The organism is Ventosimonas gracilis (assembly GCF_001580025.1).
GTDB lineage: Bacteria > Pseudomonadota > Gammaproteobacteria > Pseudomonadales > Pseudomonadaceae > Ventosimonas > Ventosimonas gracilis.
Window position 1 is genome coordinate 27,593 of the sequence record NZ_LSZO01000018.1, and the last position, 19,588, is coordinate 47,180.

20 protein-coding genes are annotated in these 19,588 nt (G+C 56.5%); 6 read left to right on the plus strand and 14 right to left on the minus strand.

Translation table 11 applies throughout. From position 1 onward, the window contains the following. Window positions 1–8: 8 nt before the first annotated feature. Window positions 9–758, plus strand: a complete 750-nt coding sequence (locus AXE65_RS01235; protein WP_079213985.1) for a tetratricopeptide repeat protein — start codon at window positions 9–11, stop codon at window positions 756–758. A 39-nt stretch (window positions 759–797) separates the two neighbouring features. On the opposite strand, the gene tenA is transcribed toward AXE65_RS01235, so the two are convergent. The 6 genes from tenA to AXE65_RS01265 all read right to left on the minus strand — a co-directional run bounded on the left by tenA (window position 798) and on the right by AXE65_RS01265 (window position 5,532). Next, complete coding sequence (gene tenA, locus AXE65_RS01240) at window positions 798–1,460, minus strand: thiaminase II (protein WP_068386886.1); 663 nt, start codon at window positions 1,458–1,460, stop codon at window positions 798–800. Window positions 1,461–1,618: 158 nt separating this feature from the next. Further along, the gene (gene azu / locus AXE65_RS01245; RefSeq protein WP_068386889.1) at window positions 1,619–2,068 is read right to left on the minus strand and encodes an azurin; all 450 of its coding nucleotides are present in this window, start codon (window positions 2,066–2,068) and stop codon (window positions 1,619–1,621) included. A gap of 124 nt (window positions 2,069–2,192) precedes the next feature. Then, window positions 2,193–3,128: an aq_1923 C-terminal domain gene (locus AXE65_RS01250; protein WP_068386892.1), complete on the minus strand. Its 936-nt coding sequence runs from the start codon at window positions 3,126–3,128 to the stop codon at window positions 2,193–2,195. After that, complete coding sequence (locus tag AXE65_RS01255) at window positions 3,125–4,309, minus strand: patatin-like phospholipase family protein (protein WP_068386895.1); 1,185 nt, start codon at window positions 4,307–4,309, stop codon at window positions 3,125–3,127. Before AXE65_RS01255 ends, AXE65_RS01250 begins: the two co-directional genes overlap by 4 nt. 33 nt (window positions 4,310–4,342) lie before the next feature. Beyond that, window positions 4,343–5,047, minus strand: a complete 705-nt coding sequence (locus AXE65_RS01260; RefSeq protein ID WP_079213986.1) for a 4'-phosphopantetheinyl transferase family protein — start codon at window positions 5,045–5,047, stop codon at window positions 4,343–4,345. 5 nt (window positions 5,048–5,052) lie between these two features. Continuing rightward, a complete protein-coding gene (locus AXE65_RS01265; RefSeq protein ID WP_068386901.1) occupies window positions 5,053–5,532 on the minus strand; it encodes an STAS domain-containing protein in 480 nt (159 codons plus the stop codon). A 439-nt stretch (window positions 5,533–5,971) separates the two neighbouring features. Here AXE65_RS01265 and AXE65_RS01270 point away from each other — a divergent pair, with 439 nt between their 5' ends. Beyond that, window positions 5,972–6,913 (plus strand): hypothetical protein, encoded by a 942-nt coding sequence (locus AXE65_RS01270; protein WP_068386904.1) that lies wholly within the window; start codon window positions 5,972–5,974, stop codon window positions 6,911–6,913. A gap of 521 nt (window positions 6,914–7,434) precedes the next feature. On the opposite strand, the gene AXE65_RS01275 is transcribed toward AXE65_RS01270, so the two are convergent. From AXE65_RS01275 to AXE65_RS01300, 6 genes are all read right to left on the minus strand, one after another. After that, window positions 7,435–8,886 carry an NAD(P)(+) transhydrogenase (Re/Si-specific) subunit beta gene (locus tag AXE65_RS01275; protein WP_068386907.1) on the minus strand — a complete coding sequence of 484 codons (1,452 nt, stop codon included), beginning with the start codon at window positions 8,884–8,886 and terminating at the stop codon, window positions 7,435–7,437. Then, window positions 8,883–9,209: an NAD(P) transhydrogenase subunit alpha part 2 gene (locus tag AXE65_RS01280; protein ID WP_068386910.1), complete on the minus strand. Its 327-nt coding sequence runs from the start codon at window positions 9,207–9,209 to the stop codon at window positions 8,883–8,885. Before AXE65_RS01280 ends, AXE65_RS01275 begins: the two co-directional genes overlap by 4 nt. Window positions 9,210–9,229: 20 nt before the next feature. Then, window positions 9,230–10,345 (minus strand): Re/Si-specific NAD(P)(+) transhydrogenase subunit alpha, encoded by a 1,116-nt coding sequence (locus AXE65_RS01285; RefSeq protein WP_068386912.1) that lies wholly within the window; start codon window positions 10,343–10,345, stop codon window positions 9,230–9,232. 143 nt (window positions 10,346–10,488) lie between these two features. Continuing rightward, on the minus strand, window positions 10,489–11,067 hold the full coding sequence (rsmD, locus tag AXE65_RS01290) for a 16S rRNA (guanine(966)-N(2))-methyltransferase RsmD (protein WP_068386915.1): 579 nt from the start codon (window positions 11,065–11,067) through the stop codon (window positions 10,489–10,491). A 50-nt stretch (window positions 11,068–11,117) separates the two neighbouring features. Then, window positions 11,118–12,587: a M16 family metallopeptidase gene (locus AXE65_RS01295; RefSeq protein WP_079213987.1), complete on the minus strand. Its 1,470-nt coding sequence runs from the start codon at window positions 12,585–12,587 to the stop codon at window positions 11,118–11,120. Then, window positions 12,580–13,956 (minus strand): M16 family metallopeptidase, encoded by a 1,377-nt coding sequence (locus AXE65_RS01300; RefSeq protein WP_068386918.1) that lies wholly within the window; start codon window positions 13,954–13,956, stop codon window positions 12,580–12,582. The genes AXE65_RS01295 and AXE65_RS01300 overlap by 8 nt, the downstream gene beginning before the upstream one ends. Window positions 13,957–14,066: 110 nt before the next feature. Between AXE65_RS01300 and ftsY the strand changes: the two genes are divergently transcribed. The 4 genes from ftsY to rpoH all read left to right on the plus strand — a co-directional run bounded on the left by ftsY (window position 14,067) and on the right by rpoH (window position 17,705). Further along, entirely contained in the window at window positions 14,067–15,122 is a 1,056-nt protein-coding gene (gene ftsY, locus AXE65_RS01305) for a signal recognition particle-docking protein FtsY (RefSeq protein WP_079213988.1), read from the plus strand. Continuing rightward, complete coding sequence (gene ftsE, locus AXE65_RS01310; protein ID WP_068386921.1) at window positions 15,109–15,780, plus strand: cell division ATP-binding protein FtsE; 672 nt, start codon at window positions 15,109–15,111, stop codon at window positions 15,778–15,780. The genes ftsY and ftsE overlap by 14 nt, the downstream gene beginning before the upstream one ends. Further along, entirely contained in the window at window positions 15,777–16,769 is a 993-nt protein-coding gene (ftsX, locus tag AXE65_RS01315) for a permease-like cell division protein FtsX (RefSeq protein WP_068386924.1), read from the plus strand. The genes ftsE and ftsX overlap by 4 nt, the downstream gene beginning before the upstream one ends. Before the next feature lie 81 nt (window positions 16,770–16,850). Beyond that, window positions 16,851–17,705 carry an RNA polymerase sigma factor RpoH gene (gene rpoH / locus AXE65_RS01320; RefSeq protein WP_068386927.1) on the plus strand — a complete coding sequence of 285 codons (855 nt, stop codon included), beginning with the start codon at window positions 16,851–16,853 and terminating at the stop codon, window positions 17,703–17,705. A 199-nt stretch (window positions 17,706–17,904) separates the two neighbouring features. Here rpoH and AXE65_RS01325 read toward each other — a convergent pair whose 3' ends face one another. Together AXE65_RS01325 and AXE65_RS01330 are read right to left on the minus strand one after the other, a co-directional pair. Beyond that, window positions 17,905–18,480 (minus strand): TerD family protein, encoded by a 576-nt coding sequence (locus tag AXE65_RS01325; RefSeq protein ID WP_068386930.1) that lies wholly within the window; start codon window positions 18,478–18,480, stop codon window positions 17,905–17,907. Between the two features lie 37 nt (window positions 18,481–18,517). Continuing rightward, window positions 18,518–19,558 (minus strand): TerC/Alx family metal homeostasis membrane protein, encoded by a 1,041-nt coding sequence (locus AXE65_RS01330; RefSeq protein ID WP_068386933.1) that lies wholly within the window; start codon window positions 19,556–19,558, stop codon window positions 18,518–18,520. Window positions 19,559–19,588: the final 30 nt, after the last annotated feature.

Sequence of the window (19,588 nt, forward strand, 5' to 3'; positions counted from 1 at the left end):
GACAATCGATGAAAAGCGAACGAAACTGGCTGCACCTTGCCGCCACGGCCCATCCACAGGACGCGGCGCGGCTGATTTTGGCCGCCGCCGCAAATGGGCAAATTCGCGCACAGTGCCAGCTCGGGCAAATTCTGCTGGACGGCTACGGCATTGAGCGCGATCCCAAACTGGCGCGGCACTGGTTCGCACGCGCGGCAAGCCAAGGCGATGCCGAGGGGCAAAACCTGTACGGACGCTGCCTGCAACTGGGCTGGGGCGGGGAAGTGGATTTACCCGCCGCTGCCTTGTACTACCACAAAGCCGCCATGCAAGGGCTGGACTGGGGGCAGTACAACTACGCGCAAATGCTCGCCAAAGGCTGGGGCGTTGCGCTTGATTTAGCCAGGGCGCTCGATTTTTACCGCAAAGCCGCCGCCCAAGGTCACGCCAAAGCCCTTAATCTGGTCGGGCGCTTTTATGAAGAAGGCTGGGTCGTCCCCGCCGACCCGCACATGGCTCTTGACTACTACCGCCGCAGCGCCGAAGGCGGCGACTTTCGCGGCCAATGCAGCTACGCCTCCATGCTGACCGCTCGCGGCCTAATCGATGAAGCCGTCTGCTGGCTGCAACGCGCCATGCAAACGGCCACGCCGGCCTTTTTGCAGAAAATGATCGAAGTGCTACAAAGCTCCATCCATGCCGAACTGCGCCTAGTCGCCGAAGAAATGCGCAAGCACCTGCAAAATACGGTTACGCCTCTCTCCAGCAACAGACACTAACCATCCGCAATCCTTTCACCCTGTAAATACCATTGGCATCTATACCGGCCAATCGCCCAACCGGTACGCGCTGTCCCAGAACATCCATTCCAGCCGCGCGGCGTGGGTATAGGCGGTGTGCATGGCCGCGCGGGTTTCATCGGCGGCTTTGGCGGCGAGCCGGTCCACCGTGGCACAGACTGCACGCACGGCGGCGTGAAATTCCTCGCCCGCATAGGTGTCCACCCAGCTTTGGTAAGGATTGCCGGCGGCGGAACTGGCATGGATCTCGCGCCCGACTTCGGCATAAATCCAAAAGCACGGCAGCAGTGCGGCGAGCGTAACCGGGTAGGGCTCGGCCCAAGCGGTGGCGAGCAGGAAGCTGGTGTAATGGTGGCACGCCGGGGTGAGCGGCGTGGCGGTAAACTGCGCAGGCGCAATCCCGAACTCGCTCATAAATCCGTCATGCAGGCTGCGCTCGACCAGCACCGCCTCCTGCGCGGCGCGGGCAAACTGCACCATGCCTTCAGCGCCATCGGCCTTGGCCGCGGTCACCGCCAGCGCGCGACCATAGGCCAGAAGATAATGCGCATCCTGGATCACATAATGACAAAACCGCTCGCGGCTGAGCGTTCCGGCGGCCAGTTCCTGATTGAACGGCAGTTGCACGGTGTCCTGATACAGCGGCGCATTGGCCTGCCACAGGTGTTGGCTGAATGACATGGGGAGTCCTTGAATCAAAAAGCCGTCATGATAGGCCAGATTTCAATCCGGCCTGTGGTTTCACCGCACTGCTCTGTGCAAATCGTTGCCGCTTGCGCTGACATAAATAGGCCGCTCGCCCACAAGTGGGAGAGCGGCCTAAGAGAGAGGGTAAGCGTTTAATCGACTAGCGTAACCGCGCCGTTCATCAGGGCGGCATGGCCGGGGAAGGTGCAAAAGAAAGAATAAGGCTCGCTCGCCGAGAGTTTGGCGACTTCAAAGGTCACTGAGTCTTGCTCGCCGCCGCCAATCATTTTGGTGTGGGCAACAATGCGCGGGTCATCGGCCTTGAGGTAATCCTTATCCACGCCTTGCGCCAGCGCCTCGGTGGTAATGGGCTGCATATCGGCGGTTTTGGCAATCACCAAATTATGCCCCATGACATTTTTGGCGAGCTGCCCGGTGTGTTTTAGATGGACAGTAAATTTTTCGCAGCTTTTGCTGATTTCAATGGCCTTGCTTTCAAAGGTCATCGCATCGGTGGAATTGATCGTCACTTCACAGGTCGCAGCAAAAGCGCCAGCACTGAGCAGCGTTAGAACTGAGGCCAAAAGGGTTTTACGCAACATAACACACTCCTTCCAAGGGGAAAAATCATTGCTCTGGCATTGTCAACCCAAGTCTTGCCAAGCCTAAGAGGCAAAAGGTCGCAGACTTAGGGAGGATATACACTAAAGTTTGCCTGCTTTTTGACTACTGAATACTGATATTGAGCAATTTAAAGACGGGTTCGGTCCCGCCATTCATTACGCCATTTAACTGTTCCAGCGAAACCGGCTGTGCGGGTTTGGCGGTTAGGTGCAGGCTGTTTTTCTTGCCAAGCGCAAAATCGGCAAGGTTTTGACAGGGTTGCTTAAGGTTATCTACACCACTATGGCAGGCGGATTGTGTTTCTTGTATAACCCGCACAAAAGCCTGCTCGCCCATGCCGCCCGTTTCTTTATTCATATCTTCTTTTACTGCATCGGTTAGGTATTTAATCAATCCACGATTTTTAATTTTTCCATCAAAGGTATTAAGGCTAATCGAATAAGCGGCAGCCAAGCGGTTTAAGCCAATAAAGTTGGGGTCAAGGTCGGCAGAGGCCGCTGCCGATTGCGGGAAGATTACGCCCAACACGCCACGCAGTGCGCCGATTTGGCTTAAGTGAAGTTGCAGTTCAATATCGGCAGTGTCTTTTTGCTGGCTGTCGTAAAGTATTTTTGCTTGATCGTCTGCAAAGTTTAAATCCAGTTGCAGATTGATATCTATTGGATTTAATAACGCTTCTGGAACTTCTTTTAAGGCCATTGGGGAAAATTCCTGCTTTGCCTGTTTTAGCTGCACGTGGATGCGCTGATGGTCTGTTTGGTCAATGACATCACTGATACGCGCTTGCCCCACTTTTAAAGTTTCGTCTGGCGACAGCTCAATACGCAAATTATTAAAGGTTAAAGCGCCCAAAGGTGAAACGCTGAGCTTTTCCCATTGTGCTTTATCTTGCAAACCCCATTGTTGCAGGGTTTGCTGAGCTTTAACTTCCGCCTGCCCGGCCATATGGCGGCTGATAAGCTGCCAAGCCAAAGTGCCCAGCAAGAGCAGCGCCATGATTACGGCGGGGATTATCCATTTGCGTTTTAGGGTATTCACAAGTTTTTTTCTCCATGATTAAAGGCGGTGCATTGTTGTAAAAAGGGCAGTAGTTTTTCGCGTTGACGCAGCGCATCTTGCCAGCCTAATGCCATCAACTCACGGCAATAGCCTGGTTCAAACAATAAATAACTTAACACCGCCGCGCCGCTGCTGTGCATGGCACCGGGGCCGAAGAAAAACGGGCGCAGTGCACGCGGCAGTTCATGGCGGTAGCGGGCGGCAATGGTATCGAGCGGTTTGCTCGGCGAGATGGTTAACACCTCCACCTCGCGCAAGCCCTGCTGTATGCGTGTCTCTTCTGGCAGCAGGCGGGCGAGCAGGTTAAGCCGCTCGACCACTTCAAGGTCCGTTTCGAGGCTGTCGATAAAGCTGCTGCCCAGCATATGTCCGCCAATTTGCGCCAAAGTCGGCGGGAACTCGCCGGTTATTAGCGGATTTTCAACTTGTTCTTCCGATAAATTGCCGCTGACCCCAATCACCAGAATGCGCGTTGCGCCCAAATGCAGCGCCGGACTGATGGGCGCGGACTGGCGCAATGCGCCATCTCCGTAATATTGGCCGTCCACCTTGACCGGCGGAAATATCATGGGAATGGCGGCGCTGGCGAGCAGGTGCGGCAAATCAAGACGAGTGGGTACGCCAATACGCCGGTGGCGCAGCCAAGGGGCGAGGGTTGCGCGTCCCTGATAAAAGGTCACGGCTTGGCCGGATTCGTAGCCAAAGGCGGTAATCGCCACGGCTTGCAACGCGCGCTTGCGCACGGCGGCGGATATGCCGGAAAAATCCAGTTTCTCGCGCAGCAGTTGTGACAGCGGCCTATTATCGAGCAGCGCCAGCGGGGTTTTTCCGGCAAGGCCAAATAAGTGGCGCAAGGTAAATCGCCCGACTTGGCTCAGCACGCCCGGCCAATCGCTGCGGTAAATTTGCTCGGTATGAAAGTTCTGCCAGACGTGGGCCAGATTGCGCGTCGCCTCGGCAAAGCGCAGCGCACCACAGGCGAGACCCACTGCGTTAATGGCCCCGGCGGAAGTGCCGACGATAACCGCAAACGGATTGTGCTGCGGCTCGCCTTCAAGCAGGTGGGCAATGGCTTTGAGCACGCCGACTTGATAAGCCGCGCGCGCACCGCCACCGGAGAGAATTAAGCCGGTCACTGTCGCGCAAGGTTGTTGCGTCATAAAAAGTTCTGCTTAAGGGCGAAGCGGCACAGCCTAAGCAGGTTCGGCGGCAATGGCTACTAATGTCAGCACAAATTGATCTTGCCGCAGAAACTGCCCGCTGAGCAGGCTTTGTGCCGCAAAGCCCGGTAAATCGCACAGCAAACGCACTGTAGCCTTGCCTTGGCGGTAATCAACGATTTGCGCATGCTGAAAATAAAAGCGTGTTAGGCACAGCGGGTAGAGCGCTTTAAACAGGCTTTCTTTAAGGGAAAAACTCAAAGTGACAAAAAAGGCCTGTTCTTTAGCAGAGGTTAAAGCGGCTAAATGCGCTCGCTCGCTCGGGGTCAAAATACTGGGGGCAAGACGCAAAGCACGAGCGACGGGCAAACAAGGCTCCAAATCCAGGCCCAAGGCGCGCCAGCGGGAGGCCGGTCCCACCACCGCTGCCGCGCGTCCGTGGCTGTGGCTGATGGAGCCGCGCGCGCCGTGCGGCCACAATGGCATGCCGCCGCTGCTGCGTGGCGGTGCCTGATATTCGCCAATAACCTCGAATAATCCCTGGCGGGCGCACAACCTGCCGGCCAGATACTCGCTTTGCCGCTTGGCGTTGCCTGTTACTGGCGCAATGTCGCAGCGCGTAAAATCCGTTTGCTCAAATAATGCTGGATTAAAACGCAGTCCATAGCAGGCGCAGGCTTGCAGCAGTGGCGGATAGCGCTCAAAAGGCTGGCAAAACGCCGGATGAAATTCAGCCAAGCCGATTAGCCTTCGAGCGTTTCCACTAAATCGGCAAAGGCGACGCGGTTGGATTCGTTTAATTGCATCAGGATGCGGTGCGCTTCCAGTACGCGGATACGCGCTTCGTCTTCGCTTTGCGTCAGCGGTGGCAGATCATGCAATTGCACCGGCGGCGCGAGCGGTTTTTCAATCAGGTTAAACACTTGTTCAAAGCCCATCGATTGCAGCACGCGGTTAATGTCCGCTTGGGTGCTGACCAAGGTCGGCAATAGGTGCGTTTTTTCCTTGGCGAGGATGGACAATTTGGCGAGCAAGCCCAGCGTGGTGCTGTCGATACTGCAAGCCTCGGTTAAATCAATGGCAATGCTGGCAATATCTTCGCGGCTTTCGAGCTGTTTAATGGCTTTATCGAGCGCCGCCGAGAGCGTTAAGCGCACTTCTCCACTGAACTTAAACACGCAAACGCCATTTTGTTCGGCAAACTGAATTCTGCCACTGCTCATGAGCGCCTCTTATCGGCCTTGCTTAACTTAAAGTGCGCAATGTACGGCGCGGCACGGGTAAATACAACCAAGGCTTTTTTGCCCTGTTCCCGTTTCACATGGGGAGCCACATAAAGGCGTATGCCTGGCGATGACGTCTTGATCATTTCGCTTGAGCTGTCGCCAATTTAAGCTTGCAAAGATTATATGCGCCATGTTATGCGAGAGCGATGCTGCGAGAGAACGAATATTGTTCAAACTATGCTTGACGATTAGGCATTTCTCACGCGCATCCGCTTGCAAGTTTGCAAGGGCTTTAACTGCCGCATAAGAGAGGAGAAGGTCTCAGAGCTGACAGTTTGTGCGATGTTATTCCTTTCCTGCGCCCCTCGCCCTTCACGTACTTGCGACCTGAAGGTGCCGAGATTTTGATTGAGAGATTTCAACAAGAGAATAATCAATGAAAGTCTTAATGATTCATGGAACTGGGCAGGAAGACACGACATCGGACAAGCTTCTGAAAAAGTGGACCGAATCCCTTCATAAGGCTTCTCCCGGCTTGCTCAGCTCATCAGACACACAGATGGCCTACTACGGTAAGCCCCTTGCCGACTGGATCAAGAGCAAGAAAGGCAAAAAGGCCGTCGGCATATGGGGGCTCAAAAGTGTCGGAATCGATATCGATTATGAGGATGAAGAGGAATTCTTGACGGAGGTGTTTCAGGAGGCGGCCTATGATCAGGGTGTGACCGAGGCCGAAATTATCCAAGCCGCAGTCAAGGCGAACCACTTGGTTGGTGGCGGCCATACGGAGGCGCTAGTCAAGGCGAACCACCTGATTGGTGGCGGCCATGTTGTGCCGGTGGACAATTTCATCGCCAGGAGACTCGTCGGTCTTGTGAAGATAGTGGGAAAGCTGTCGCCGGCGAAGGGTGAAACCCTGTTTTACCTTTCAAGGCAGGCGCGCGCCTACCTCTCCTCACCAGAGACGGCCAAGGTGGTCGACGATATCGTCAGGCCGCTTCTTCAAGCAAGCCCGCAAGTGTTAATCACCCATTCCTTGGGATCAGTCGTTGCTTTCAAGCTGCTGCGGGAGATGCACATGCAGGGGACGAGTATCGAAATCCCCCTTCTGATCACTATGGGTTCACCACTCGGCCTGAATGCGTTCAAGAAGAGGCTCGGTCCGCCGCCACCGCTATTGAAGCCGTCCTTCGTCAAAGAATGGAGGAATTTTTATGACCCCTCGGACTTTGTCGCGCTGGGCAAACCTCTTGGCAAGGTGTTCGCAGACGGTATCATCGACGATGGTAAGGTCAACAATACTACGCTGAACGCTCACGGCATTATCGGCTACCTTCCCCACAAGGGCGTTATCGACGCGCTAAAAAAAGTTCTGTAAATGGCGGGAGCGGTGTGCTGATGCTGTCCCACTTAAGCCGGTCTGCGCCCCGGCGACTGCCGCGGCGCGGTACACTGCTTTTCGCTTTAGAAAAGCTCAGTCATCGCGATAGGTGATCGTTGCAAGTTGGCGGCTCCCATTAACTTTCATTTATTGGCATCGCTTGTCCGGGGAGCGTGTGTCCTCACAAAGCGCATACCAGTTGCAATTCAGCCAGAGCAATCTAACGGCATCGAGCAAGCTCTGTTTCGGCGCAAACAGACCCTACAGGCAACGAGCCATCGACCACACTGGAACCCGTAATCGTGTCCGCGCAGGCCGAAGACGGCACGGCCGAGCAGGGCTACCGCGTGGAAACGATCCGTGGCGTGGGGCTATGAGGCGAGCGCAGCTTGCAGGACACGCCTTATTCCATTGTGACCTATATCGAAAGTCTGGAAAATGGCACGACCGTGGGGACGGGGTTTCTTAATGAAGGCGAAGTGCTCCCCTCGCCCACAAGCGGGCGAGGGGTAGGGGCGTTAATCCAGCGCCTTTAGCATGTCTTCGATGACTTTTTTGGCATCGCCGAAGACCATCATGGTTTTGTCCATATAGAACAATTCGTTGTCCAGACCCGCATAACCGCTGGCCATGCTGCGTTTGTTGACGATGATATTTTTGGCCTTGAACGCTTCCAAAATCGGCATGCCTGCAATGGGCGAGCCGGGGTTGTTTTTTGCCGCTGGATTGACTACGTCGTTGGCACCTAGCACCAGCGCTACATCGGCGGTGCCAAATTCGGCGTTGATGTCTTCCATCTCAAACACCTGGTCGTAGGAGACCTCGGCCTCGGCGAGCAGTACGTTCATATGGCCGGGCATGCGTCCGGCGACCGGGTGGATGGCGTATTTCACATTAACGCCCATCTGCGAAAGGCGTTCGGAAAGCTCGACCAAGGCATGTTGAGCGCGCGCCACGGCGAGGCCGTAGCCGGGGATGATAATTAAGGTTTCGGCGTTGCTGAGCAAAAAGCTCGCGTCTTCGGCTGAGCCGGATTTGACCGGTCTTTGTTCGCTGCTGCCGCCTTGCTCGGCGCTTACGGATGCGCCGCCAAAGCCGCCCAAAATCACGTTAAAGAACGAGCGGTTCATGGCGCGGCACATGATGTAGGACAAAATCGCGCCGCTTGCGCCAACCAAGGAGCCGGCCACTATCAGCATGGAATTGTTCAGCGAGAAGCCAATGCCCGCCGCCGCCCAACCGGAATAGCTGTTGAGCATGGAAACCACCACCGGCATATCCGCCCCGCCAATCGGGATGATAATCAGCACGCCGAGCACAAAAGAAAGCGCCAGCAGCGCAAAAAACGCGCGCATATCGCCGCTCGCGGCAAAGTACAGCCCCAGGCCCATCAGCGTTAATCCCAGCAGCAAATTCAGCAGATGTTGCCCGCCAAACTGTACCGGCTTGCCTTGGAACAGGCGCAGTTTGTATTTACCGGATAGCTTGCCAAAGGCAATCACTGAGCCGGAAAAAGTAATCGCACCGATGCCCGCGCCCAAAAACAGCTCCAGCCGATTGCCGAACGGGATAGGCTCGCCTGCGCTTGCGACCAATCCGAGCGACTGCGGCTCCAGCACGGCGGCGACTGCGATAAACACTGCGGCGAGGCCGATCATGCTGTGCATAAAGGCGACCAGTTCCGGCATTTTGGTCATCTCGACACGCTTTGCCATCAGCGTGCCCAGGCTGCCGCCGAGCAAAAGGCCAGCCAGTACCCAGCCAAGACCGCTGACCAGCGAATCGATTTCGTCCAATTGCGCGGCCAGTTTTTGCAGTAAAAAGACCGTGGTGAGCACGGCAATCAGCATGCCGCTCATGCCAAAGACATTGCCACGGCGCGCCGATTTGGGGTTGGATAAGCCCTTAAGCGCCTGAATAAAGCAGACCGAGGCGAGCAGGTAGAGCAGGGTGATTAGATTCATACTCATGCCTGCTCTTCTCCTTTAGCGGATTTGGCCTGCTTTTTCTTGAACATTTCCAGCATTCGGCGGGTGACTAAAAAGCCGCCAAAGACATTCACTGACGCCAGTGCGACGGCCAGCGTGCCCATTGCTTTACCGGCTGGGGTGACGGTTAAGGCGGCCGCGAGCATCGCGCCGACGATAACGATGGCAGAAATGGCGTTAGTCACCGCCATTAACGGCGTGTGCAGCGCTGGGGTGACGTTCCATACCACTTGGTAGCCGACATAAATGGCCAGTACAAAAATAATCAGGTTATAAACGACTGGGCTAATCAGCATCTCTTGCATGCGCGCGTTCCTCTTTAAAATCAGCGGCTTTTGACTTGCCCATCCAGGCACATCAGGCAGGCGGCGACGATGTCGTCTTCAAGATTGATCGCGAGCTGGCCGTCTTTATCCACAATCAATTTCAAAAAATCCAATAGATTGCGGGCATAAAGCGCCGAAGCATCGGCGGGCATCAGCGCCGGCAGATTGGTCAGGCCAATCAGGGTAACGCCGTGTTTTTGCACGATTTGGCCGCTCTCGGTCAGTGGGCAGTTGCCGCCTCGGGCCGCTGCCAAATCGACCACGACTGAACCTGCTTTCATCGCCTGCACGGTGTGTTCTTGCAGTAAAACCGGCGCTTTGCGCCCGGGAATCAGCGCGGTGCAGATAATGATGTCGGCTTGCAAGGCGCGCTGGTGCACGGCTTCGGCTTGGCGGGCGAGCCAGCTGGCGGGCATTGGGCGGGCATAGCCGCCCACGCCTTCGGCGCATTCGCGTTCTTCATCGGTTTCATAAGGCACGTCGATAAATTTTGCGCCCAAGGATTCGATTTGCTCTTTGACCGCCGGGCGCACGTCGGAGGCTTCGACCACTGCGCCTAAACGTTTGGCCGTGGCAATGGCTTGCAGCCCGGCCACGCCCGCGCCCAATACCAACACGCGGGCGGCTTTAACCGTACCGGCTGCGGTCATCAAAAGCGGCATAAAACGTGGGTAATGGTGCGCGGCGAGCAGCACGGCTTTATATCCGGCGACACCGGCTTGCGAGGAGAGCACGTCCAAACTCTGCGCGCGCGAGGTGCGCGGCGCGGCTTCCAGCGCAAAGGCGGCAAGTCCTGCTGCGGCGAGATGCTTAATGCCTTCGCTGTCGAACGGGTCGAGCATGCCGACCAGCACTGCGCCGGATTTAAAGCGCTTTAGCTCATCGGCATTCGGTGAAGTCACTTTAAGCAGCAAGTCCGCAGCAAAAGCTTCATCCGCGCTAACCAGCATTGCACCGGCAGCCTCATAGTGGCTATCGGTTACACAGGCTCGCTGCCCCGCGCCGCGCTCAACGCTGACGCTGTGTCCCTGACTCACCAGCTTTTTGACGGTTTCTGCTGTTGCCGCGACGCGGGTTTCGCCCGCAGTCGTTTCAAGGGGAACGCCAATATGCACGCAAAACCTCCTGTAGCCGTGGCGTGGTCATCACGCGAAGCCTTGCATTGTGCATAGCAAAAAAAAGCACTGCAATAGATGGGCTTTATTCCGTCGTATTTGGTTTTATTGATCGATAAGCGACATATACAGAAGTGATGGCGTCATTCGCCGCGTTGCCAAAGCGAGTAATGCACAAGCCCGGCTTGTTTTTCACGCAGCGCTTGCCAGTTGGCGGGCACGCCAAGACGCGCGGCGGGGGCCTCGCTTTCGCAGTAAATCAGCGCGTTTTCGGCCAGCCAGTCGCCTTCTTCCAGCCGCTTGGCACAGCGCGGCAGTAAGCCTTGGTTAAAAGGCGGATCGAGCAGGACGATGTCAAAGGGATTGTGCGTTTTGTCACGCAAAAAGTGCAGGGCATCCGCCTGGTGCAGTTCAATCTGGCCGCTGCAATTAAGGCGCTTGATATGCTCGCGGATCACCGCGCAAGCGATCCTGTTGTTGTCCAGCGCCAATACGCGCTTTGCACCGCGCGATAAGGCCTCCACGGTAAGGGCTCCGCTGCCGGCAAAAACATCCAGCACAAGTGCCCCGACTATCGGTACAGCCAGCCAGTTAAACAGCGTTTCACGTACGCGCGAGGGCGTCGGCCTTAGCCCGTCTTGGTCCGGCACGCTCAGTTTTCGGCCGCGATATTGGCCGCCGATAATGCGGATTTGCCGCTGAGCGGGCGGTGCTTTTTTCATTGAATTTCAGCCATCCAAGCCGTTTTCAATCGATACATTCAAGCGGGCGATCAATGTTCCGGCACCGGCATGACGCGCTCGATGCGCTCGCCAGGCGGCGGCAGGGGTTGTTGCCCGGTCGTGGGACCTGCGCTGACGATCACCAGTTGTTCGGCATCGAGATGACGGGCAAAGGCCGCTTTGATGTCCTCTATGCTCACTTGCTTAACTTGCTGCATAAACCGTTCAAGCTGATCAAGCGGCAAATCGTAAAAGCCGATAGCGCCGAGTTGTCCGGCAATATCGGCGTTGCTCATCAAGGTTAACGGAAAGCTGCCGAACAGTTCGCGTTTGGCCGCCGCCAATTCCTGCTCGGTCGGGCCGTTTGCGATAAAGTCCGCCAAAATCTGCTGTACCAATTCCAGCGTGCCTTCACTTTGCTGCGCTTTGGTCTGTACGCTGATGATAAAAGGCCCAGGAGCCGCCATCGGGGTAAAAGCGGAGTAAATCCCGTAGGTTAATCCGCGTTTTTCGCGCACTTCTTCGGTTAATCGCGAGCCAAAGCCGCCGCCTAAAATCTGGTTGCCCAGATACAGCGCCGCATAGTCCGGGTCGCTGCGCTTAATACCTAAGCTCGCCAGCAGCAAGTGGGTTTGCTGCGAGGGGTATTCGATATGGCTTTTGCCCGCCGTGGGTGTGGCGGGGGCAGGTAGCTCAGGCAGTTTTTGCCCTTGCGGCAGGGCGGATGCGATCTGTTCGGCGATGTATTTGGCGGTTGCATCATCGGCATTGCCGACCAGCACAATCACCGCGTTGCTCGCGTTATAGGCCTGTTGATAAAAATCTTGCACATCGGCTTGGGTAATCGCGGCAATCGATTGCTCCGTGCCTTCGCTCGGATGGCCGTAAGGATGCTCGCCGTACAGGCGCTTAAACAGCAGGGTGCGCGCCTGTTTGCCGGGGTTTTGCTTGTCGTGCTCAAAACCGGCGCGCAGTTGGTTTTTAATGCGCGCGAGAGCGTCTTCGGGAAAAGTCGGCTGTCCCAATACCTCGGTCAACAACAAAAGCGAGCGCGCAAGGTGGGTCGGCTGACACTGTTCGCGCTCATTGCGCTCGATCGACCGCCGGTATGGATCGTTGCTGATGCTACGCAGGCTGACAATCGCCATATCGCGGTGCGAGCTGGTGGAAAACTCCGCGCCCAGTTGGTCAAAGCCCTGGGCGATGGCGTTGGCATCCTTAAGCTCTGTGCCTTCACCCAGCAACGCATTGGTGAGCAGGGCAAGACCGGCTTTATCTTGCGGGTCGCGCGAACTGCCAGCGGCAAAAATCAGCCGCACATCGAGCATCTCCAACCAGCGGTTGGAAACAAACAGTACGCGGGTACCGCCGCTGGTGCGCCACTGCTGAATATCCATGCGCGCTGTGACTGGCGGTTGCTCGCTCAGTTTGGCAAGCGATTGCAATTTTGCGCCGTTGTGGCTGGGGCAGCCCACCAGCAGCGCGGTCAGCGCAAGGACAAGCGCCAGTGGCTTAATCATGGGCAAGCTCCTTCGATACAGCGGGCAGGATGCGTACAGTAGTCGAGCGCTCGCGGGTGAAAAAACGCTGCGCCGTTTTTTGGATGAGTTCGGCCTTATCTTTGTGGTAACAACAGGAGAGACTGAACGGGTCGTCACTCCAGAGGATTTTCTCCCAGGGTAAGCCTGCGGCCGTCAAGCGGCCAATCAGGCTGGCCTGGCGGCTGATGGACTCTTGCGCGTAGGTTCTTTCGGCACGGAATTTAACCCTGGCACGGTCAAGTTCTTGCACAGTGACCGGCTCGGTTTTAAAACGCTCAAGCTGTTGCCATAGGGCGTTTTCGACCTCTTTCAGTGTTTTGCCTTTGGCGAGATTGGGTGTGGCGGAGATCACAAACAGGCTATCGCCACGCTTAAAAGCGTCGTACCAAGCGTCCGCGCCGGCCACCAGTTCGCTGCCGCGCACCAGCTCAGTGGAGAGGCGCGCACTGTCGCTGCCATCGAGCAAGGCGGCAATCACACGCAGGGCGTCAATCTCTTTTTCGGCCTCATAGCTGCCCGCAGTCGCAAGGCTTGGCACGTTAAAGCCGAGCAGCAGGCTGGGCAGTTCCGTGCGCAAATGCAAGGTGGCCGAACGCTCACCGGGTTCGGCGAGTTCCTTGGGCGTTTTGATCGGCGGCAGTTCGCGTCGCGGGATATGCCCAAAGTGGCGTTTGACCAAGGGCAGCAAATCCTCAAGCCCGATCGCACCTGCGACCACCAAGGTGGCGTTATTGGGCGCGTACCAGTTTTGATACCAGCGACGTAAATCCTGCACATCAAGACGCTCGATATCGTCCATCCAGCCAATCACCGGCGTGTGGTAGCCGCTCGCCGGAAACGCCAGTGCTTTAAAGCGCTCGTAAGCTAGGGAGGAGGGATTGTCGTCGGTGCGCAGACGGCGTTCTTCCTTAATCACTTCAATTTCTTTGGCGAACTCGGCAGGAGGCAGGGCAAGCGTTGCCATGCGGTCGGCTTCCATTTCCAGCGCGACTTCCAGGCGGTCTCTCGTCAGCACTTGGTAATAGGCGGTGTAGTCCTCACCGGTAAAGGCGTTTTCCTCCGCGCCCAGCTCGCGTAAAATCCGTGACGCCTCGCCCGGCGCGAGTTTGCGGCTGCCTTTAAACATCATGTGTTCGAGCGCGTGGGAAATGCCGGTCTGGCCGGGCGCTTCATAGCTTGAACCCACGCGATACCACATCTGCGAAACCACCACCGGGCCGCTGGCGTATGAGTAAACGATCACCCTAAGGCCGTTATCCAGTGTCGCTTCACGCGGCGGCGCTTTCGCGGCCTCCCCAAAAAGCGGCAGCGCCAAAAGCAGTACGCACAGATAGCGAAAGCAGCCCATAATCAGTATTCTCTGCTGTTTTGTAAAAGGCAGGTATCTTAGCCGCATCCGGCGGCCATCGGCCACAATAAGCGCCCCGCCTGCCTGCTTTTTGTGTAATGAGCTGATTTATGTCCGATACCGCAAATCCTCCCGAAAAAAAGCGCCTGTTTGGCTGGCTGCGCAAAGCGCCTGCTGAACAAGAGGCGGAAGCTGCAAGCGCCCCGCCCGTCGCGCCTGAAAAAACCAGCCTGCTTGCCAGGCTGTGGCAGGGGCTTGCGAAAACCCGCGCAGGTCTTGGCGAAGGCATGGCCGATTTGCTGCTGGGCAAAAAGGTGATCGACGATGAACTGCTGGAAGAAATTGAAAACCGCCTGCTGGCGGCGGATGTCGGCGTTGAGGCGACCAGACAAATCCTGCAAAACCTCACCGATCGCGTGGCGCGCAAGGAACTGGCCGACAGCGGCGCACTGCATGTCGCACTGCAACAGGAATTAACCGCGCAGCTTGCACCCATCGAGCAGCCGCTGATCGTCGATAGCAGCAAAAAGCCTTGGGTGATTTTGGTCGCCGGTATCAACGGCGCAGGCAAAACCACCAGTATCGGCAAGCTCGCTAAATTTCTGCAAAAGCAAGGGCATAAAGTGATGCTGGCGGCCGGGGATACCTTCCGCGCCGCCGCCGTCGAGCAACTTAAAGTCTGGGGTGAACGTAACCAGATTGCGGTCATTGCGCAAAATACCGGCGCGGATTCGGCCTCGGTCATCTTCGACGCCGTGCAAGCGGCCAAGGCACGCGGCATCGATGTGCTGATTGCTGATACCGCCGGTCGCCTGCACACGCAAAGCCATCTGATGGAAGAGTTAAAAAAGGTGCGTCGGGTGATAGGCAAGCTCGATGACAGCGCCCCGCATGAAGTGCTGCTGGTGCTCGATGCCGGTACCGGGCAAAACGCCATCAAACAAACCCGCGAGTTTCACCAGTGTTTATCGCTCTCTGGATTGATTTTGACCAAGCTCGACGGCACCGCCAAAGGCGGCGTGATTTTCGCCTTGGCACAGCAGTTTGGCCTGCCGGTACGCTTTATCGGTGTGGGCGAAGGGATTGAGGATTTACGACCATTTGAGGCAAAAACCTTTGTCGAGGCGTTGTTCGCGCAGGAAGCTCGGTTAAATGATTCGATTTGAGCAGGTCGCCAAGCACTACCCGAACGGACAGGTCGCGCTGCACGAGATCTCCTTTCGCATACAAAAAGGCGAGTTTTTGTTTGTCACCGGTCATTCCGGCGCGGGCAAAAGCACCTTGCTGCGGCTGCTGCTGGCGATGGAGCGCCCCAGTTCCGGCAGGCTGCTGCTGGTTGGGCAGGATTTGGCGCGTATCAGCAATGCCGCCATTCCCTATTTGCGCCGTCAGATGGGCGTGGTGTTCCAAAATCATCAACTTTTGTTTGACCGCAGCGTATTTGCCAACGTTGCGCTGTCTTTGCACATTCTCGGGCTTTCCCAAGGCGAAATCAGCCGCAGGGTAGGCGCAGCCTTGGAGCGCGTGGCGCTGCTCGACAAAGCTAATCAGTTCCCGGCTGACCTTTCTACCGGCCAACAACAGCGTGTCGGCATTGCCCGCGCGGTGGTGCACAACCCGCGCCTGCTGCTCGCTGATGAGCCTACCGGCAACCTCGACCCACGTCTGGCGGCGGAAATCATGCGCCTGTTTGAAGACATCAACCGGCGCGGCACCACGGTATTGGTCGCCAGCCACGATTTGAAACTGATCGCCAGCATGCACCAACGCATGCTGACCTTGCAGCGCGGGCGACTGATTGAAGACGGCGGGAAAAATCCATGAACCCACAACCTTCCAAAGCGGCCGAACGTCTGGGCAGTGCAGGGGAGCAAGCGAGCGAGCACGCAGCAGCGCTCAGCCCCCTGCGCGCTTGGCTGTTAAGCCATCAAGCCAGCCTTATTGATGCGCTGCGCCGTCTGCTGCGCCAGCCCTTTGCCAGCCTGTTTACGGCTCTGGTGATTGCCGTTGCCCTGTCTTTGCCGAGTGGTCTTGCGCTGCTGCTTGGCAATTTGCAGCGCTTAGGGGGCGATTGGCAGCAGGCGACGCAAATCTCTGTCTACTTAAAAACGACCAGTAGCGAAGCTGAAGGCTTGGCGCTGCGCGATAGCATCGCGAAACTTACCGATGTTGACAGTGTTAAGTGGATTAGCGCCGATACCGCCCTTGCCCAGTTTGCCGAGCAATCCGGCCTTGCCGATGTGCTGGCCGATTTGCCAGAAAACCCGCTGCCGGGCAGCTTGCAGATCACGCCCAAAGAGATCGACCCGGACAAGCTCAAGGCCTTGGCGCAGCAGCTTGGCGCTTATCCCGCCGTTGACTTGGTGCAGCTCGACTGGCGCTGGGCCGAGCGCTTCGCCGCCATCCTCGCCTTGGGCGAGCATCTGGTGCTGGGTCTTGCGCTGCTGCTGGCCGCCGCCTTGCTGCTGGTGATCGGCAATACCATTCGGCTGCATATCGAAAACCGCCGCAGCGAGATAGAAGTCATCAAGCTGGTCGGCGGCACCGATGCCTATGTGCAGCGGCCATTTCTCTACATGGGCGCACTCTACGGTACGAGCGGCGGGCTGCTGGCTTGGGCAGTGCTCGAATACAGCCTTGATTGGCTCAATCAATCGGTTATGCGCTTGGCCTCGCTGTACGGCAGTGGTTTCTCGCTAAACCCGGTGGGCGCAGCGGATGGCTTGCTGCTGGTACTGTTTGCTCTCACTTTGGGCTGCATCGGTGCTTGGCTTGCAGTCTTTCGCCACTTGAGAGCACTTGCGCCGAAGTAGTAGTATTACTGCTATTTTTAGGGAACTTTGCACCAGCGGACAACTCTTAGGCAACGATTTGACCCGCGGAGGATTTTCACCATGAGCACATCCCTGCAACCGATACCGGCGCTGATACCTGGTGCCAATCTGGATGCCTATATTCAGGCGGTCGCCAGCATCCCGATGCTGACCCAAGAGCAAGAGCGAGAGCTCGCCGAAAACCTGTTTTACCAGCAAGATGTAGAAGCCGCGCGGCAACTAGTGCTTTCGCATTTGCGCTTTGTCGTGCATATCGCACGCAGTTATTCCGGCTACGGCCTGTCACAGGCGGACTTGATCCAAGAAGGCAATGTCGGTCTGATGAAGGCGGTCAAACGCTTTGACCCGCAGCGAGGCGTGCGTCTGGCCTCCTTTGCCGTGCACTGGATCAAGGCAGAAATCCACGAATTTATCCTGCGTAACTGGCGCATCGTCAAAGTCGCCACCACCAAAGCGCAGCGGCGCTTGTTCTTTAATCTGCGCAGCCAGAAAAAACGCTTAGGGTGGCTTAGTCACGACGAAACCTTGGCGGTCGCTGAAAACCTGGGCGTTCAGGTGCACGAAGTACGCGAGATGGAAAGCCGCCTAAGCGGCCAAGACATGGCCTTTGACCCGGCTCAAAGCGACGACGATGACAGCGCCGCCTACGCTCCCGCCGCTTATCTGGAAGACAACCGCTACGACCCGGCGCAAAGGTTGGAAGACAGTGACTGGGCAGACAGCTCCAGCAGCCACCTGTTTGAAGCGCTGGAAAAACTCGACCCGCGCAGCCGCGACATCTTGGAAAAACGCTGGCTGGCCGAAGAAAAAGCCACCCTGCACGAACTCGCCGCCGAATACGGCGTATCGGCCGAACGCATCCGTCAACTGGAAAAAAACGCCCTCGGCAAGCTCAAAGGCAGCATTGCGGCGTAGCGGGTGTTTAGAGAGCGAAAAATAGTCCCCAGCCCGTTCCCGTTCCCGCACACGGAAAAGAGAGCAGGTTTCGCTCCAGCGGCGGCGCACTGCGACTGTTCGTTCGAACAGCTTTGCGCGATTTAAGCCTTAAGCGGTACTCTTTGTTTTAACCGGCAAAACAACCCCGCTGCTGGGTGGCAGCGGGGCAGGGGCTTGCTTAGAAGTTCAGTCCGTAGCTGTTGGCGAGTGCTTTTAAGCCGCCGGCAAAGCCTTGGCCGATGGCGCGGAACTTCCATTCGCCGTTGTTACGGTAGAGTTCGGCGAAAATCATTGCGGTTTCGGTGGAGGCATCTTCGGCCAAGTCGTAACGCACGACTTCCGCATTGCTTTGTTCGTTGACGATACGGATAAAGGAGTTGCTCACTTGTCCGAAGTTTTGCTTGCGCGCATCGGCATCGTGAATGGTCACGGTAAAGACGATTTTGTCGATGTCGGCGGGGACGCGGTCAAGGTCAACTTTGAGCAGTTCGTCGTCGCCTTCGCCTTCGCCGGTGCGGTTGTCGCCGGTGTGCTCAATCGAGCCGTCGGCGCTTTTCAGTTGGTTGTAGAAGATAAAGTCCGCGTCGCTGCGTACTTTGCCGTTTGCGCCTAACAGAAAAGCGCTGGCATCCAGGTCAAATTCAGCGCCGTCGGTGGCGCGCGGATCCCAGCCGAGACCCACCAGAATTTTGGAAAGCCCGGGGGCTTCTTTGCTCAGCGACAGATTTCCGCCTTTTTGTAGGGATAATGCCATAAATAAAGCTCCTTTTTGGTTGCTTGAGAGTGCCTGATTAAACAGGCTGTTGGTTATTTTCTTCTTCCTTTTCGGGGAAGATAAAGCTGGCAATCACGCCACAGACCAGAACCGCCAGCACAATCACCAAGCTGGTATTGGGGCTGATACTGATGCCGTGACCGAACAGATGGTCGCTGGCATTGAGTGCGAGTTTGCCGGCGATATAAAACAAAAGCACGATGACTGATTTTTCCAGATGCACCAGATAGCGCTTTAACGCTTCAAGCAGGAAATACAGCGTGCGCAAGCCCAAAATGGCAAACAGCATGGCCGAATAGACAATCAGCGGCTCGCGGCTAACGGCAATCACGGCGGGCACTGAGTCAAAGGCGAACATGATGTCCGAGACTTCAATAACCACCAAGCATAAAAACAGCGGGGTGGCAAACAGTGCGCCTTTTTGCGCGAGGGTTAAGCCTTGGTTTTCCGGCTTGGTTAATTCGACTTGCAGTTTTTCGCGGCGGACAAAAAAGTTGTGCCCGTACAGCTTCGGCCAAGCGGGGAAGAGTTTTTGCGCAAAGCGATAGGCTAAGTGCTGCGAGTAGTCTTCCTCTTCCTTGTCGTCATCGCCGCCGGCTTTGAGCATCATCACCGCCGTCCAGGCGACCACACCAGCAAACAGCATCTCGACCCAGGGGCCTAAGGTGAGTAGCGTGGTGCCGAGCGCGACAAAAATACCGCGGAACACAATCGCGCCGATAATTCCCCAATAGAGAATGCGGTGACGATAGCCGCCGGGCACTTTGAACCAGGCAAAAATCGCAATAAAGACAAACAGGTTATCGACCGACAGGGCTTTTTCCAGTACATAGCCGGTCAAGAACAGGCTGGCGACCGATGCGCCTTGATGCCAGTACAAAAATCCGGCAAAGGCGAGCGATACCATGACCCAAAACAGCGACCAGAGTATCGCATCGGTCATGCCAATGGGCTTGTCGTGGCGATGGCTAAACATATCCAGCAATAACGCCGCTACGGCGAGTACAATAAATACGGCAATGGTCAGTGGCTCAAAGCCAAGGGCAGTAGAAGGCAAAGCGTTTCTCTCTCTAACTTAAAATACGGG

Coding starts and splice junctions, on each gene's coding strand:
- ftsE (WP_068386921.1), top strand. CDS start 15,109: ATGATTCGATTTGAGCAGGTCGCCAAGCACTACCCGAACGGACAGGTC.
- rpoH (WP_068386927.1), top strand. CDS start 16,851: ATGAGCACATCCCTGCAACCGATACCGGCGCTGATACCTGGTGCCAAT.
- ftsY (WP_079213988.1), top strand. CDS start 14,067: ATGTCCGATACCGCAAATCCTCCCGAAAAAAAGCGCCTGTTTGGCTGG.
- AXE65_RS01270 (WP_068386904.1), top strand. CDS start 5,972: ATGAAAGTCTTAATGATTCATGGAACTGGGCAGGAAGACACGACATCG.
- AXE65_RS01255 (WP_068386895.1), bottom strand. CDS start 4,309: ATGACGCAACAACCTTGCGCGACAGTGACCGGCTTAATTCTCTCCGGT.
- AXE65_RS01280 (WP_068386910.1), bottom strand. CDS start 9,209: ATGCAAGAGATGCTGATTAGCCCAGTCGTTTATAACCTGATTATTTTT.
- AXE65_RS01235 (WP_079213985.1), top strand. CDS start 9: ATGAAAAGCGAACGAAACTGGCTGCACCTTGCCGCCACGGCCCATCCA.
- AXE65_RS01300 (WP_068386918.1), bottom strand. CDS start 13,956: ATGGGCTGCTTTCGCTATCTGTGCGTACTGCTTTTGGCGCTGCCGCTT.
- AXE65_RS01265 (WP_068386901.1), bottom strand. CDS start 5,532: ATGAGCAGTGGCAGAATTCAGTTTGCCGAACAAAATGGCGTTTGCGTG.
- tenA (WP_068386886.1), bottom strand. CDS start 1,460: ATGTCATTCAGCCAACACCTGTGGCAGGCCAATGCGCCGCTGTATCAG.
- AXE65_RS01275 (WP_068386907.1), bottom strand. CDS start 8,886: ATGAGTATGAATCTAATCACCCTGCTCTACCTGCTCGCCTCGGTCTGC.
- AXE65_RS01295 (WP_079213987.1), bottom strand. CDS start 12,587: ATGATTAAGCCACTGGCGCTTGTCCTTGCGCTGACCGCGCTGCTGGTG.
- ftsX (WP_068386924.1), top strand. CDS start 15,777: ATGAACCCACAACCTTCCAAAGCGGCCGAACGTCTGGGCAGTGCAGGG.
- rsmD (WP_068386915.1), bottom strand. CDS start 11,067: ATGAAAAAAGCACCGCCCGCTCAGCGGCAAATCCGCATTATCGGCGGC.
- azu (WP_068386889.1), bottom strand. CDS start 2,068: ATGTTGCGTAAAACCCTTTTGGCCTCAGTTCTAACGCTGCTCAGTGCT.
- AXE65_RS01325 (WP_068386930.1), bottom strand. CDS start 18,480: ATGGCATTATCCCTACAAAAAGGCGGAAATCTGTCGCTGAGCAAAGAA.